The 14,922-nt window shown below is 65.5% G+C and carries 13 protein-coding genes; 5 read left to right on the forward strand and 8 right to left on the reverse strand.

What is annotated here, in order from left to right:
• Positions 1–72 precede the first annotated feature (72 nt).
• From BSY238_RS05095 to BSY238_RS05105, 3 genes are all read left to right on the forward strand, one after another.
• On the forward strand, positions 73–1,137 hold the full coding sequence (locus tag BSY238_RS05095) for a sulfate/molybdate ABC transporter ATP-binding protein (RefSeq protein ID WP_069038186.1): 1,065 nt from the start codon (positions 73–75) through the stop codon (positions 1,135–1,137).
• A gap of 28 nt (positions 1,138–1,165) precedes the next feature.
• Positions 1,166–2,101, forward strand: coding sequence for a CysB family HTH-type transcriptional regulator (locus BSY238_RS05100; RefSeq protein WP_069038187.1), 936 nt, complete (start codon positions 1,166–1,168; stop codon positions 2,099–2,101).
• A gap of 218 nt (positions 2,102–2,319) precedes the next feature.
• Positions 2,320–3,327 (forward strand): sulfate ABC transporter substrate-binding protein, encoded by a 1,008-nt coding sequence (locus BSY238_RS05105; protein WP_069038188.1) that lies wholly within the window; start codon positions 2,320–2,322, stop codon positions 3,325–3,327.
• An 88-nt stretch (positions 3,328–3,415) separates the two neighbouring features.
• On the opposite strand, the gene BSY238_RS05110 is transcribed toward BSY238_RS05105, so the two are convergent.
• Positions 3,416–5,176 carry an ABC transporter ATP-binding protein gene (locus BSY238_RS05110; protein WP_069040466.1) on the reverse strand — a complete coding sequence of 587 codons (1,761 nt, stop codon included), beginning with the start codon at positions 5,174–5,176 and terminating at the stop codon, positions 3,416–3,418.
• A gap of 446 nt (positions 5,177–5,622) precedes the next feature.
• Between BSY238_RS05110 and BSY238_RS05115 the strand changes: the two genes are divergently transcribed.
• Positions 5,623–7,767: a carboxy terminal-processing peptidase gene (locus BSY238_RS05115; protein WP_069038189.1), complete on the forward strand. Its 2,145-nt coding sequence runs from the start codon at positions 5,623–5,625 to the stop codon at positions 7,765–7,767.
• A 49-nt stretch (positions 7,768–7,816) separates the two neighbouring features.
• Complete coding sequence (locus BSY238_RS05120) at positions 7,817–8,368, forward strand: RBBP9/YdeN family alpha/beta hydrolase (protein WP_069038190.1); 552 nt, start codon at positions 7,817–7,819, stop codon at positions 8,366–8,368.
• 32 nt (positions 8,369–8,400) lie between these two features.
• On the opposite strand, the gene grxD is transcribed toward BSY238_RS05120, so the two are convergent.
• The 7 genes from grxD to BSY238_RS05155 all read right to left on the reverse strand — a co-directional run bounded on the left by grxD (position 8,401) and on the right by BSY238_RS05155 (position 14,920).
• Positions 8,401–8,712 carry a Grx4 family monothiol glutaredoxin gene (gene grxD, locus BSY238_RS05125; RefSeq protein ID WP_069038191.1) on the reverse strand — a complete coding sequence of 104 codons (312 nt, stop codon included), beginning with the start codon at positions 8,710–8,712 and terminating at the stop codon, positions 8,401–8,403.
• A 103-nt stretch (positions 8,713–8,815) separates the two neighbouring features.
• Positions 8,816–9,634, reverse strand: coding sequence for a peptide chain release factor N(5)-glutamine methyltransferase (prmC, locus tag BSY238_RS05130; protein WP_069038192.1), 819 nt, complete (start codon positions 9,632–9,634; stop codon positions 8,816–8,818).
• A 38-nt stretch (positions 9,635–9,672) separates the two neighbouring features.
• Positions 9,673–10,758, reverse strand: a complete 1,086-nt coding sequence (prfA, locus tag BSY238_RS05135) for a peptide chain release factor 1 (protein WP_069038193.1) — start codon at positions 10,756–10,758, stop codon at positions 9,673–9,675.
• Between the two features lie 64 nt (positions 10,759–10,822).
• Positions 10,823–12,094 carry a glutamyl-tRNA reductase gene (hemA, locus tag BSY238_RS05140; RefSeq protein WP_069038194.1) on the reverse strand — a complete coding sequence of 424 codons (1,272 nt, stop codon included), beginning with the start codon at positions 12,092–12,094 and terminating at the stop codon, positions 10,823–10,825.
• Between the two features lie 117 nt (positions 12,095–12,211).
• A complete protein-coding gene (locus BSY238_RS05145) occupies positions 12,212–12,973 on the reverse strand; it encodes a S1 family peptidase (RefSeq protein ID WP_069038195.1) in 762 nt (253 codons plus the stop codon).
• A complete protein-coding gene (locus tag BSY238_RS05150; RefSeq protein ID WP_223300273.1) occupies positions 12,966–13,862 on the reverse strand; it encodes a lytic transglycosylase domain-containing protein in 897 nt (298 codons plus the stop codon). The genes BSY238_RS05145 and BSY238_RS05150 overlap by 8 nt, the downstream gene beginning before the upstream one ends.
• Before the next feature lie 2 nt (positions 13,863–13,864).
• Positions 13,865–14,920 carry an SDR family oxidoreductase gene (locus BSY238_RS05155; protein ID WP_069040468.1) on the reverse strand — a complete coding sequence of 352 codons (1,056 nt, stop codon included), beginning with the start codon at positions 14,918–14,920 and terminating at the stop codon, positions 13,865–13,867.
• Positions 14,921–14,922 lie beyond the last annotated feature (2 nt).

The following is a 14,922-nucleotide window of genomic DNA, read 5'->3' on the forward strand; positions in this document are numbered from 1 at the left end:
TTGTCCGAAACGCCCGGGGCACGACGCGCCGGTATCGAATCCGCATCACGAGTCCCTCTTCAAGGAAGAATCATGAGCATCCAGGTACATAACATCCACAAGGGCTTCGGCGATTTCGTGGCGCTGGGCGACGTGTCGCTCGACTTTCCGACCGGCGAACTGGTCGCGCTGCTCGGCCCGTCCGGCTGCGGCAAGACCACGCTGCTGCGCATCATCGCCGGGCTGGAGTTCGCCGACAGCGGCCGCGTGCTGCTCGACGGCGAAGACGCCTCGGACACCCACGTACGCGAGCGCCATGTCGGCTTCGTGTTCCAGCATTACGCGCTGTTCCGCCACATGAATGTGTTCGACAACGTCGCCTTCGGCCTGCGCATGAAGCCGCGCGCCGAGCGACCGAGTGAAAAGCTCATCCGCACCAAGGTGCACGACCTGCTCAAGCTGGTGCAGCTCGACTGGCTGGCCGACCGCTTTCCGTCGCAACTGTCCGGCGGCCAGCGTCAGCGCATCGCACTCGCCCGCGCCCTGGCGGTCGAGCCGCGCGTGCTGCTGCTCGACGAGCCCTTCGGCGCACTCGACGCCAAGGTGCGCAAGGAATTGCGCCGCTGGCTGCGCCGGTTGCACGACGAATTGCACATCACGTCGATCTTCGTCACGCATGACCAGGAAGAGGCGCTTGAGGTGGCCGACCGCGTCGTGCTGATGGACCACGGCAAGGTCGAGCAGATCGGCACGCCGGAAGAGGTGTACCGGCACCCGGCCACACCTTTCGTCTATGGCTTTCTCGGTGCGGTGAACCCTTTCCATGGGCGCATCGACGGCAGCACGGTACGCATCGGCGACGACATCCTGCCGCACCGGGTCAATGACTTCAGCCAGGGCGACGAAGTCGTGGCCTTTGCCCGGCCGCACGAGCTGGACATCGTCATCGACCCGGCCACGACCGCCGGTGTGTCGGCGCGCATCGCCCGCGTGCTGTCGTTCGGCGTGACGGCGCGGGTCGAACTTGACGGGCTGAATGGCCTGTCGGGCCAGCATTTCGAAGTCGAAATGACACGCAGCCGGGTCGAAGAACTCGGCCTGCAGGAGGGCCAGCCGGTGCGGCTGCTGCCGTCGCAACTGCGCGTTTTCGCGCGCTGATACAGGGCTTCCGGAAAGACACGGCATCATGAATTTTCAGCAACTTCGCATCATCCGAGAAACGGTCAGGCGGCAATTCAATCTGACCGAAGTCGCCAATGCGCTGTTCACCTCGCAATCGGGCGTGAGCAAGCACATCAAGGACCTCGAAGACGAACTGGGCATCGAACTGTTCGTGCGCAAGGGCAAGCGCCTGCTTGGCCTGACCGACCCGGGCAGCGAACTGGTCGAGATCGTCGAACGCATGCTGCTCGACGCCGGCAACATCAAGCGGCTGGCGGAACAGTTCGCCCGCCGCGACGAAGGCCAGTTGCGCATTGCCACCACGCATACCCAGGCGCGCTATGCGCTGCCGCGCGTGGTAACCGAATTCAAGCGGCTGTTCCCCAAGGTGCACCTGGTGCTGCTGCAGGCCAGCCCGGGCGAAATCGTCGAACTGCTCAATGACGGTGAAGCGGACATCGGCATTGCCACCGAAACGCTGGCCGGCGCGCCCGAACTGGTGGCCTTCCCGTTCTATTCATGGCATCACGCCGCCATCGTGCCGGCCGGCCATCCGCTCGAAAGCGTGTCGCCGCTGACGCTGGAGGCCATCGCCGAACATCCGGTGGTGACCTATCACGAAGGCTTCACCGGCAGATCGAGCATCGACGCCACCTTTGCGCGCGCCGGCCTGCTGCCCGACATCGTCATGTCGGCGCTCGACGCCGACGTGATCAAGACCTATGTCGAACTTGGGCTGGGCGTCGGCATCGTCGCATCGGTCGCCTTCGATCCGGTGCGTGATACCGGCCTGCGCCTGCTCGACAGCGACCATCTGTTCGCCGCCAACACCAGTCTGATCGCCCTGCGCCGCAAGCACTACCTGCGTGGCTACGCCTATCGCTTCATCGAGCTGTGCGAGCCGTCGCTGAACGAGGTGACGGTCAAGGCCGCGCTCAAACCCGGCGCCGCGGAAGACTGAACTCAAGTTGCGTGACAGGACGAAACGAGCGCCCTGCAGCGGATGCTGCAGGGCGCTTTTCCATTGCGCAGGCGCCCCGTTCGGCGCGCGGATCGGTCGTTGTACTGCGCATAAGCTTTGCATCGAATGTGCGCAAAGCAATGCAGATCTAATTGGTTCGCACCGCTCGCAGTGCCGCCTACAGTGCGCTCCGTCACTACCCCACGGAGTTCAGAAAAATGCGCCACACCCTGAGAAACATCGCCGCCAGCCTGCTGCTCGGAAGTACGCTCGCCACCTCGGCCATCGCGGCCGACATCACGCTGCTCAACGTGTCCTACGATCCAACGCGCGAGCTGTATCAGGACTACAACGCCGCCTTCGCGAAGCACTGGAAGGCGAAGACCGGCGACACCGTCACCGTCAGGCAGTCGCACGGCGGATCGGGCAAGCAGGCCCGCGCCGTCATCGACGGTCTGGAAGCCGATGTGGTCACGCTCGCCCTCGCCTATGACGTGGGTGCGCTGCACGAGAAGGGCAAGCTGATTCCGGCCGACTGGCAGAAGCGCCTCAAGCACAACGCCTCGCCCTATACCTCGACCATCGTGTTCCTCGTGCGCAAGGGCAATCCCAAGGGCATCAAGGACTGGAACGACCTGACGAAGCCGGGTGTCGAGGTCGTCACGCCGAACCCCAAGACCTCGGGCGGCGCGCGCTGGAACTATCTCGCTGCGTGGGGTTACGCACTGAAGCAGCCGGGCGGTTCGGATGCCACCGCAAAGGAATTCGTCAGGAAGCTGTTCGCTAACGTGAAAGTGCTCGACTCCGGTGCCCGTGGTTCGCTGACCACCTTTGCCGAGCGCGGCATCGGCGACGTGTTCATTTCGTGGGAGAACGAAGCCTATCTGGCCGTGAAGGAACTGGGCCCGGAGAAGTTCGATCTGGTCACGCCGTCGATTTCCATCCTCGCCGAACCGCCTGTCAGCGTGGTCGACAAGGTGGTCGACAAGCGCGGCACCCGTGCCGTGGCAACCGCCTACCTGGAATACCTGTACAGCCCGGAAGGCCAGGACCTTGCCGGCAAGCACTACTACCGGCCGATCGACCCGACCGTTGCAGCAAAGTATTCAGGCCAGTACGCCAAGGTGTCGCTGTTCAGCATCGACGACGTGTTCGGCGGCTGGGACAAGGCGCAGAAGGAGCACTTCTCCGACGGCGGCGTGTTCGACCAGATCACCGTCAGGTAAGTCGTACCGCGTATCGATGGGCAGCGGGAAGACATCGGTCGAATTGAGTTGCCCGGCCACCTGCCTTGCATCCGGACAGGCAGCGGTATCAACGCTCCCCGGTCTGCAGCCGCCACAGCGACGCATAGATGCCGCCCAGCGCTACCAGCGCGTCGTGGGTGCCGGATTCGACGATGCGGCCACCATCGATGACGTGAATGACGTCGGCCTGGCGCACGGTGGACAAGCGGTGCGCCACGATCAGCGTCGTGCGGCCGACGACCAGGCGGTCGAGCGAGCGCTGGATGGCCGCTTCGGTTTCGTTGTCCACCGCCGACGTCGCTTCGTCGAGCAGCAGGATGGGCGGGTCTTTCAGAATGGCGCGCGCCAGCGCCAGCCGCTGGCGCTGGCCGCCGGACAGCTTCATGCCGCGCTCGCCGACCTGGGTGTCATAGCCCTGCGGCAGCGCATGGATGAAATCGTGCGCCTCGGCCGACTGCGCCGCGCGCACGATGGCGTCACACGGCACGTCGGTCATGCCGTAGGCGATGTTGTCGGCGACCGACGCATCGGCGAGGAAGGTGTCCTGCGCGACATAGCCGATGGCGCGCCGCACGTCCTGCAGGCGCAGCGCCGAAATCGGCTGGCCGTCGAGCAGCACCCGGCCGTGCTGCGGTTCGTAGAAGCGCAGCAGCAGCTTGATCAACGTGCTCTTGCCGCCACCGGTGCTGCCGACGAAGGCCACGGTCTGACCGGCGCCGATGCGCAGATCGATGCCGTCGAGCGCCGGCCGAGCGCTGCCGTCGTAGGCAAAGCTCACCCGTTCGAACGCCAGATCGCCGCGCACCGCCTCTCGCGGCAACGCCTGGCCTTCGTAACCGATGCTCACCGGCGTGTCGATCAGGTCCATCACACGCTGGATGGACGACATCGAGCGTTGGTAGAGATCGGTCAGTTCGGCCAGCCCGGTCAGCGGCCACAGCAGGCGCTGCGTCAGATAGACCAGCACCGAATAGCTGCCGACGCCGATGTCGCCCTCGAGCGCAAGGAAACCGCCGTAAAGCAGCGTCACCGTGAAGCCGGCAAGGATGGCCATGCGGATGACCGGCGTGATGGCCGCCGACAGCCGGATCGCCTCGCCGTTGCGGCGGCGGTAATCGTTCGAGCCATCGCGGATGTGCCCGGCTTCGAACTCTTCGGCCGCATAGGCCTTGACGGTGGCGATGCCCTGCAGGTTGTTGTTCAGTCGCGTGGCCAGCGCACCGGCCGATTCGCGCACCGCCGTGTAGCGTGGCGCCAGCCGGCGCTGGAACCAGAAGGCGCCATACAGGATGAGCGGTACCGGAATCAGCGCGAGAAAGGCCAGTTCGTGCGTCAGCACGAAGAACACGCCGCCGACCATCAGGGAACCGACGAACACCTGGATCAGCTCGTTCGCGCCGCCATTGAGGAAGCGCTCCATCTGGTTGATGTCTTCATTCAGGATGGACAGCAGGTTGCCGCTGCGATTGCGCTCGAAGTAGGCCATGTCCAGCTGCTGCACATGGCGGTAGGCTTCCATCCGCAGATCGTGCTGCAGGTTTTGCGCGAGCGAGCGCCAGCGTACGTCATACAGATACTGGAAGGCCGATTCACCGACCCAGATCAGAACCGTCAGGATGGCCAGCAGCACCAGCTGGTCCTTCGGATCGACGACGCCTAGCCCGGCCAGAAAGGACGCCTTCTGGTTCACCACGACATCGACCGCCACGCCGATCAGGATTTCCGGCAGCACGTCGAAGAACTTGTTCAGCACCGAATAGAGCGAGGCGATGCGCACATCGCGGCGGTACTGGCGGGCGTGCGAAAACAGGCGGGAAAGCGGATGCATGGCAGATTCTTCGCACAAGAAGGCGGCAGACGGGCGGTGGATGAGGTCCTGTTGGCCTGAGGCCGTGCCCGGATGATGCCATTCGACGTGAAGAGCGCCGCAGGCAGACCGGTCAGCATGGTCGGTGCAGAGCGACCTGTTCGCTTTTCTGCAAAGGACATGAATTCTTGTTGCTTGCCGCGAATGAAGTACGCGAATAGCCTGCGCAGGGCAATGATCGGATTGACGAGCCGGGCAGCCCGACGTACGCCAGACGCAGCGCTTTCACTTCGCAAAGGGGCAGATGAGGCATCTGCCCGCCCCGTGCGGCCTTAGCGGTGGGTAACATGGGCAATGCAGGATTCGGAAGCGGGTCTTTACCAGAGTTTCCGAACGATTTGCCCTGAACAGCGGTCTGTGGAAGACGTCTGCAGACATTGTTCGATCATCGCCCCGGAGTACCCCTGATGAAACTGAAAGCCTTCTGGATCGCATTCTTACTGGCCACCTCGGTGCAGGCTGCCACCACCGCGACCATGGCGCCGCCGCTGCGGCCGGTCGAAGCGCATGCGCTGGCGGCGCAGGCCAGTGCAGAGTTGCTGTCGCGTTTTCATTATCAGAACGTGCCGCTCGATGACGCGATGTCGATCCGGATTTTCGACCGCTACCTGAAGACGCTCGACCCGGAGCGCATCTACTTCCTGCAGTCCGACATCGACACCTTCGGTGCGGTGCGCACCCTGCTCGACGACGCCATCCTGCAGCAGAAGCTGGATGCGCCCTTTGCGATCTTCACGCGCTACACGCAGCGGGTGCGCGAACGCATGTCGGGTGCGCGCGAACTGCTGGCCGCCGGCTTCGATTTCAACAAGCCGGACAGCTACCGCTATGTGCGCACCGACGTGCCCTGGGCCAGCTCGGAGGCGGAACTGAAGGAAATCTGGCGCAAGCGGGTCAAGAACGACTGGCTGCGCCTGAAGCTGGCCGGCAAGGACGACGCGGCGATCCGCGAAACGCTGACCAAGCGCTATGAGCAGGCCATGGCGCACACGGCGCGCTCGAAGAGCGACGATGTGTTCCAGCTGTTCATGAATGCATACGCCGAATCGATCGAACCGCACACCAGCTACCTCGGCCCGCGCGCATCGGCAGACTTCGCCATCACGATGAAGCTGTCGCTGGTCGGCATCGGCGCCGTGCTGCAGGAGCGCGACGAATACGTGACCATCCGCGAACTGGTGCCCGGCGGCCCGGCCGCGCGCTCCGAGCAGCTCGCGATCGGCGACCGCATCGCCGGCGTGGCCAAGGACGAGAACGCACCGATGGCCGATGTGCTCGGCTGGCGGGTGGATGACGTCGTGCAGTTGATCCGCGGCACCAAGGACACCAAGGTCATTCTGGATGTGCTGCCGGCGGATGCCGGCCCCGACGGCAAGCACAAGCGCATCACGCTGGTGCGCGACACCATCAAGCTGGAAAAGCAGGCAGCTGCCAAATCGGTGATCGAAGTCGGCGGTGACGTGAAGCAGAAGGTCGGCGTGATCACGCTGCCCACGTTCTATCAGGACGTTGACGCCCGCCACAAGAATGACGAGAACTTCCGCAGCGCCAGCCGCGACGTGGCGAAGCTGCTCGCCGAACTGAAAGCGGAAAATGTCGGCGCAGTGCTGATCGACCTGCGCAACAACGGCGGCGGCTCGCTCGACGAGTCGGTGCGGCTGACCGGTCTGTTCATCGATCGCGGCCCGGTCGTGCAACAGCGCAATCCGAAGGGGCAGGTGCGCATCGAGCAGGACCGCGACCCGGGCGTTGCCTGGGACGGCCCGGTCGGCGTGCTGATCAACCGCGCGTCGGCGTCGGCGTCGGAAATCTTCGCCTCGGCAATCCAGGACTACGGTCGCGGCATCGTCATCGGCGAACAGAGCTTCGGCAAGGGCACGGTGCAGACCCTGCTCGACATGGACGAAATGGCGAAAAGCGAAAAGCCGACCTATGGCGAACTGAAGCTGACCGTCGCCCAGTTCTTCCGCGTATCGGGCGGCACGACGCAGCTGCGCGGCGTGACGCCTGACATCCCGCTCGCGTCGTTTGCCGATCGCGAACGCTTCGGCGAATCGAGCTACGACAACGCGCTGCCCTGGACGCAGATCGAACCGGCTGACTTCAAGCCGGTGGGCAGCACGCGCGAACTGCTGCCGGCACTGACCACGCGGCACAGCGCCCGGGTGGCGAACGACGCCGGCTACCGCGAGCTGCTGGAAGACATCGCCGAAGTCGAAGCCATTCGCAAGCGCACCGAAATTTCGCTCAATGAGAAGGAACGGCGCAAGGAACGCGAAGCGCAGGAAGCCCGGCTGAAGGCGCGTTCGCAGACCAAGGGCGTCGGCGATGGCGACACCGACGGTCCCGCGCTGCCGCGCGATGACGGACTGCAGGCCGGCGAGCGCAGCCTGAGCGCAGAACTGGCCGCCGAAAAGTCACGCAAGGCGGCGCGCGACGTGCTGCTCGACGAGGCGGCACACATCATGGGCGACCTGGTGAGCCTGACGAAGTCGGGCACGGAACTGGCGCGCAACGGCAAGACCACCGCGGGCGTCGCGCCCGGGCAATGACAGGGCCGGACCGGTTCGCGGTCCGCCTGTCACAGCGAGGACGTTGGAAATGAACGGACTGGCAGACCCGGTGCTTGTCGTACCGGGGCTCAACGGCAGCGGGCCGACGCACTGGCAGAGCTGGATCGAAGCGCTGATCGGTGCGCAGCGCGTCGAGCAGGATGACTGGACCCGACCTGACATAGACCTCTGGTCAGCGCGGGTCGAACAGGCCATCCTCGCGCAGACGCGGGCGGTGTGGCTCGTTGCGCACAGTTTCGGTTGCCTGGCGTCGGTGGTCGCCGCCAGCCGGCAGGCGGGCCGGATTGCCGGCGCCCTGCTGGTTGCACCGGCAAGTCCTGACAAGTTCGGCATCACGGCGCGCATCCCGGACACGCCCCTGCCGTTCCCGGCCGTGTTGGCCGCGAGCCGGAACGACCCGTGGATGAAGTTCATGTCGGCCGCGCACTGGGCCGAACGATGGGACGCCCGCCTCGTTGATCTCGGCGAGGCGGGGCACGTCAATACCGAATCCGGCCACGGCCCGTGGCCGGCCGGACTCGAGCTGTTCCGCCAGCTTCAGGCGAGCGCGCCGGTCATGACCGGATCGCTGCAGGCCTGACGCCTGCAGCCAGTTCGCCCGAGGTACCTTCCTCAGGTCCCTTCCAGCTCTTTCTGCAGTTCGCCGGACTGGAACATTTCCTTGACGATGTCGCAGCCGCCGAGGAATTCGCCGCGCACATAGAGCTGCGGAATGGTCGGCCAGTTGGCGTATTCCTTGATGCCCTGACGGATGTCTGCATCTTCCAGCACGTTGACCGTGTGCAGGTTCTGTACGCCAACGTGCTTCAGTATCTGGATCACCGTGGCCGAAAAGCCGCACTGCGGAAACTGCGGCGTACCCTTCATGAACAGCACCACCGGGTGGCTGGTGACGGTTTCCTTGATCTGTTCCTGGATGCTCATGGTATTTCCCTTTCAATGGTTCAAGTCAACGGCCCTGCTGCGCATGATGCAGACAGGGCAAAATCGATCCGGATGACGCGACGCATTCATCCGCCTGCGTGGATCATCGGCCCACCACTCCGCCGGTGACACGTTCGATACCGGCGAGGTCACGCCAGGAGCTTACATCTGTCAGCCCTGCGCAGCGCATCAGCGCGCGCACGGCCGGCGCCTGATCATGACCATGCTCGCACAGCAACCAGCCCCCGGGCGCGATACTTTCCGGCGCGCTGCCGCACAGGCGGCGCAGGTCATCCAACCCGTCGGCGCCGCCGATGAGCGCCGCTTCAGGTTCGAAGCGCAGATCGCCCTGCGCCAGATGTTCATCGCCCGCCCGAATGTACGGCGGATTTGACACGATGCAGTCGAATTCGTGCCCGGTCACGCCTTCGAGCCAGTTCGAGGCGATGAAGCCGATTTCAAGGCCCAGTCGCTGCGCGTTGCCACGCGCAATCTGCAGCGCGATGTCCGACCGGTCGAGCGCCGTCACCTGCGCCTGCGGGCAGTTCGCCTTGATGGCCAGCGCGATCGCGCCGGAGCCGGTGCCGGCGTCGAGCACGCGGGGCGCATCCAGGGTGCGGATGCGCGCCAGCGCCAGTTCAACCAGCAATTCGGTGTCCGGCCGCGGAATCAGTACGCCGGGTGCAACCGCGAGGTCGAGCCCGAAGAACTCGCGCCGGCCGACCAGATAGGCCACCGGCTCACCCGATGCGCGCCGCTCCAGCAGCGCATCGAGCGCGACGGCCGACGGTTCCGCCAGCCTCTCGCGGCCGCGCGCGATCAGCCGGGCGCGGTCGCAGCCGAGAACGTGCGCGGCGAGCACCTGCGCATCCCGGCTGTCGATGCGGGTGCGGGCGTTGCGCAACCAGTCATCGAGCGTCATCTGAGCCCTTCACCCTGCACGACGCGGCAACAGAACCGTCACGCGCCCTCTTCCGCCAGCTGCGCAAGCTGTTCGGCCTGGTGCTCGTGCGCCAGGGCGTCGAGCAGTTCGGTCAGGTCGCCGTCCATGATGGCGTCGATCTTGTACAGCGTCAGGTTGATACGGTGGTCAGTGATGCGGCCCTGCGGGAAATTGTAGGTGCGGATGCGCTCCGAGCGGTCGCCGCTGCCAACCAGGCTCTTGCGCGTCGACGCGATCTGGCTGTCGCGCGCGCGCACCTGCGCGTCGCGGATGCGCGCGGCGAGCACCGCCATCGCCTGCGCCTTGTTGCGGTGCTGGCTGCGGTCGTCCTGACATTCGACGACGATGCCGGTCGGCACATGGGTGATGCGGACCGCCGAATCGGTCTTGTTGATGTGCTGACCGCCAGCGCCCGACGCGCGGAAGGTGTCGATGCGCAGGTCGGCCGGATTGATGTCGATTTCCGCCACTTGATCCACCTCTGCCATGACGGCGACCGTGCAGGCCGAAGTGTGGATGCGCCCCTGCGTTTCGGTGACCGGCACGCGCTGCACGCGGTGGCCGCCGGATTCGAACTTGAGCCGCGAATAGACTCCATCGCCGGACACGCGCGCGATGATTTCTCGGTAACCGCCGAGATCGGATTCGCTTGCCGACACGATCTCCACCTTCCAGCGACAGCGTTCGGCGTGGCGCGAGTACATGCGGAACAGGTCGGCCGCGAACAGCGCCGATTCGTCGCCGCCGGTGCCGGCGCGGATTTCCAGGAACACGTTGCGGCCATCGTCCGGATCCTTCGGCAGCAGGGCGCGCTGCAGATCGGCTTCGAGCCGTGCCATGTCACCGGCCGACTGATCGATCTCCGACTGGGCCAGTTCCTTCATGTCGGGGTCGGTCAGCAGGGAGCGCGCCGCTTCGCCGTCGTCACGCGCCTTGCACCAGGCCTGGTACAGCGCGATCACCGGCGTCAGTTCGGCATGCTCGCAGGTGAAGCGACGGTAGCGGTCGATGTCCGACGTCACGTCGGGATCGGACAGCGCGGCGTCGAGGTCGGCCAGACGTTGCGACAGGTGTTCGAGCTTGGCGGCGATGCGCGGTTTCATGCGGGACGTTCGGAGAAGGAAGGAGACGCCGGAGAGACCCCGGGGGCAAGACGGACGGGCGGCGCTAGCCTTCGCGGTCGTGCAGCGGGTACAGGCGTTGCACCAGATCCTCGATCTGGCCGCGTGCTTCCGAGGGGGCTTCGTTGAGCAAGCGGGTCGGGCCGTGCATCAGCTTGTTGGTGAGGTTGCGCGACAGCGTGTCGAGCACGCGGTCAGGCGCTTCGCCGCGGGTCAGGGCACGCAGTGCGCGCTCCAGTTCCAGCATGCGCATGTCTTCGGCGTGACCACGCAGCGCACGGATGGCCGGCACCGCTTCGCGTGCCTGCACCCACTGCAGGAAGTTGGCGACCCGCGCATCGATGATGCCCTGCGCCTCGACCACTGCCGCCTGCCGCGATTCCAGACCGGAATCGACGATCTGCGCGAGATCATCGACGGTGTAGAGGAAAACGTCGTTGAGCTTGCCAACCTCGCCTTCGATGTCGCGCGGCACGGCCAGGTCGACCATGACGATGGGGCGGTACTTGCGCGCCTTCAGCGCGCGTTCCACCAGCCCGAGACCGATGATGGGCAGCGGACTGGCCGTACAGGACAGCACGATGTCGAATTCGGACAGCCGCTCACCGATCTCGTCGAGCTTCACCGCCGCCACCTTCAGGTCGGCCCGGGTGAAGCGCTGCGCCAGTGTCTGCGCGCGTTCGAGGGTGCGATTGGCGATCACCATGCTGCGCGGCGTACAGCCCGCGAAGTGGGCGGCGCACAGTTCCATCATTTCGCCGGCGCCGATGCACAGCACGCGCTGCGACGACAGGCTGCCGAAAATGCGTTCCGACAGATGCACGGCGGCCGCGGCCATCGACACGATGTTGGCGCCGATCGCGGTCGTCGAGCGCACTTCCTTGGCCACCGCAAAGCTGCGCTGGAACAGCTTGTGCAGCAGCGCCCCCAGCGTGCCCGCGTCTTCGGCGACGCGCACCGCCTGTTTCATCTGGCCGAGTATCTGCGGCTCGCCGAGCACCATGGAGTCGAGACCGCTCGCCACGCGGAACGCATGGCGCACCGCCTGGGGCTGCTCCAGCCTGTATACATAGGGTGCGATGTCGGACGGCGCGATGCGGTGGTACTCCGCCATCCAGTCGAGCGCGCTGTCCGGATCGTTGGTCGCGCAGTACAGCTCGGTGCGATTGCAGGTCGACAGGATGGCCGCTTCCTGCACCGGCCGCCCACGGGTCAGTTCGCCCAGTGCGTCCGGCAGCGCTTCCGGCAGGAAGGTCATGCGCTCGCGCACCGCAAGTGGAGCGGTGTGGTGATTGAGACCAAGCGCGAACAGGGACATGTACGGGGAGCGACGCCTGCGTGATTGCCGATGGGTCAGGACGACACCTTCAGGCGCGCAGATTATAACAGCGGCCGTCGTCGCACCAGACCGGCCACCGTTTGATGTCAGCAGACCCTAGCGTTGCGCGGCAATCATGGCGGCAAGGTGCGATGCCGGGATGGCGTAGGTGATTCCGCTCGGCTGCGCCAGCACGCTTTCCTTGCCGGCCTTGACCAGCACCATGTTGATGATGCCGATCACCTCGCCGGTGTCCGGGTCGAACACCGGGCTGCCGCTGTTGCCCGGATAGGCGGTGGCATCGAGCTGAAACACGGGAAAACTGCCGCGCGCCAGCCGGTTGCGGTTGGGCGCATTCAGCTGGCTCACGTTGTCGACCGGAATCACGATGGGGGTGATGGCCGACACGATGCCGCGATGGGTGACCGGGGTGAAGCCCAGCACGCTGCCAATGGGGAAACCGGTGAAGGCGATCGACTGGCCTTCGGCCACTCGCGACGAATCACCCAGCGCAAGCGCTGGCAGCGGTGCACCCTGGATCTGCAGCAGCGCGAGGTCATGCTCGGGGCTGGACGCCACGATGCGCGCCTCGCGTATCTGCGGCTTGCCATCGACCTGCGCCAGCACCGACAGGATTTCGAATTTTTCGTCGTCGAGCTTCACGCTCGCCACATGCGCATTGGTCGCGATCAGCGTGCCGTTGCCGACGACGAAACCCGTGCCCTTCAACTCGAAGGCCGGTGCCCGTGAACGCATCAGCGTGCCGACGACGACGATGGAAGGCTTGATGCGGACAATCGCCTCGCGCAGTGCAGCATGCACCAGCAGCGGCGACGACAGCAGCGCCGCGCAGGCGAGACGGCGCCGGGCGTCAGCCACGGCGTGACACGATCTTCGGCAACACCGGTGAAGGCGTGGTGACCCGATGATCGTAGGGATGGTCCGGCTTGTTGAACAGGCTGCGGATGCGCTTCACGTATTCGCGGGTTTCGCGGTACGGCGGCACGCCCTTGTAGCGGTCGACCGCACCTTCTCCGGCGTTGTAGCCGGCGGTCGCCAGTTCGACATCACCTTCGAAGTAGGCCAGCAGCCAGCGCAGATAGGCCAGACCGCCACGGATGTTCTGCACCGGATCGTAGGCGTCGCGCACATTGAAGCGCTGCGCGGTTTCCGGGATCAGCTGCATCAGGCCCTGGGCGTTCTTCGGCGATCTCGCCTTCGGGTTGAAATTCGATTCGGTACCGATGACCGCCAGCACCAGATGCGGGTCTATGTCGAAGGTCGGTGCCAGTTCGCGCACGATTTCGATCACCTTGCGCCGGTCCGGCGTGGTGCCGAAGGCGGCTTCGAGATCGGGGGCGATGCCGGCGACTGCAACCGGCTCGGGTTCCGGCGGGTCGCGCATGCAGTCGGGCAGCTCGCGCGTCGGCTCACCGGTGAAACGCAGCATGCGCTGCGCGTGCTCGTGACCCTGCCGCGCGGCAAGGTCGAAGAAGGTTGCGGCCAGCGCATCGTCGCGCTCGACCCCGCGACCGTTGGCGTACATCCACGCCAGATTGAACTGCGCTTCCGCTTCGCCAAGCTTGGACGCCTGGCAGTACAGGGCTGCCGCGCGCGCCGGGTCGCGGCTGACGCCTTCGCCGTGTTCGAACAGGCGTGCCTCCGCAAGAAGCGAGCGCGCGGCGGCCTCAGGTTCGAGTGCGAACGCAGGTGCCGCCGCACACAGTGCGATGGCAAATGAAAAATTGCGACGCAGCCAGGCGCTCACGATCAGGCCGTCGCAACGGGCGCAAAGCGCGCGATGTACCAGTCCATCGCCTCGGCCAGACCGCGTGTCACGTCGTGACTGGGCACATAGCCCAGCAGCGTCTGCGCGCGGCCGATGTCCGCCAGCGAATGACGCACGTCGCCGGCGCGGAAGTCCTGATGCTGCGCCCGCGCCTTCGCGATGTCGGGGAAACGCAGGACAAGTTCGGCGCGCATGGCCTCGAACAATTGGTTCAGCGTGGTCTGGCGGTGTGCAGCCACGTTATAGACGGTGTTGACCGCGTCGGCGCGCGTCGTCAACGCCGCGAGCAGGTTGGCCTGAACCGTGTTGTCGATGTAACAGAAGTCGCGACTGGTTTCGCCGTCGCCATTGATGTGCACGGTGTCACCCAGCAGCAGCGCACGCGCCCATTTCGGAATCACCGCCGCGTAGGCGCCTTCCGGATCCTGGCGCGCACCGAACACGTTGAAATAGCGCAGGCCGACACACTGCAGGCCGTAGCAGCGGCCGAACACGTCTGCGTACAGCTCGTTGACGTATTTGGTGACGGCATACGGCGACAGCGGACGGCCGATGACGTCTTCCACCTTGGGCAGCGTCGGCGAATCGCCGTAGGTGGAACTGGACGCCGCATAGACGAAGCGCGCCACGCCGGCATCGCGCGCCGCCACCAGCATGTTCAGGAAGCCGTTCACGTTCGAATCGTGGGTCGCCAGCGGATCGGCCAGCGAACGCGGCACCGAACCCAGAGCGGCCTGATGCAGCACGACATCAATGCCGGTACAGACCGCCGCACAGGTGGCCAGATCACGGATGTCGCCGCGCACGAACTCGAGCCGGCCACGCTGCGCAGCCGTTACGCCAGCCACCACCTCGTCGAGGTTGCGCTGGTGACCGGTCGAGAAGTTGTCGAGCGCCACCACCTTCTGATCCGCCTGCAGCAGCACTTCGACCAGATGCGAGCCGATGAAGCCGGCGGCACCGGTCACCAGCCAGCGTCGCGGTTGCGCCGTCAGCGTTGCGACGACGCCTGCCGGGAGTGCGGACAACTGCGTCATGC

The sequence above is a fragment of the Methyloversatilis sp. RAC08 genome (genome assembly GCF_001713355.1).
Classification (GTDB): Bacteria; Pseudomonadota; Gammaproteobacteria; order Burkholderiales; family Rhodocyclaceae; genus Methyloversatilis.

Coding starts and splice junctions, on each gene's coding strand:
- BSY238_RS05105 (WP_069038188.1), top strand. CDS start 2,320: ATGCGCCACACCCTGAGAAACATCGCCGCCAGCCTGCTGCTCGGAAGT.
- prfA (WP_069038193.1), bottom strand. CDS start 10,758: ATGAAACCGCGCATCGCCGCCAAGCTCGAACACCTGTCGCAACGTCTG.
- BSY238_RS05100 (WP_069038187.1), top strand. CDS start 1,166: ATGAATTTTCAGCAACTTCGCATCATCCGAGAAACGGTCAGGCGGCAA.
- hemA (WP_069038194.1), bottom strand. CDS start 12,094: ATGTCCCTGTTCGCGCTTGGTCTCAATCACCACACCGCTCCACTTGCG.
- prmC (WP_069038192.1), bottom strand. CDS start 9,634: ATGACGCTCGATGACTGGTTGCGCAACGCCCGCACCCGCATCGACAGC.
- BSY238_RS05115 (WP_069038189.1), top strand. CDS start 5,623: ATGAAACTGAAAGCCTTCTGGATCGCATTCTTACTGGCCACCTCGGTG.
- BSY238_RS05155 (WP_069040468.1), bottom strand. CDS start 14,920: ATGACGCAGTTGTCCGCACTCCCGGCAGGCGTCGTCGCAACGCTGACG.
- BSY238_RS05110 (WP_069040466.1), bottom strand. CDS start 5,176: ATGCATCCGCTTTCCCGCCTGTTTTCGCACGCCCGCCAGTACCGCCGC.
- BSY238_RS05095 (WP_069038186.1), top strand. CDS start 73: ATGAGCATCCAGGTACATAACATCCACAAGGGCTTCGGCGATTTCGTG.
- BSY238_RS05120 (WP_069038190.1), top strand. CDS start 7,817: ATGAACGGACTGGCAGACCCGGTGCTTGTCGTACCGGGGCTCAACGGC.
- grxD (WP_069038191.1), bottom strand. CDS start 8,712: ATGAGCATCCAGGAACAGATCAAGGAAACCGTCACCAGCCACCCGGTG.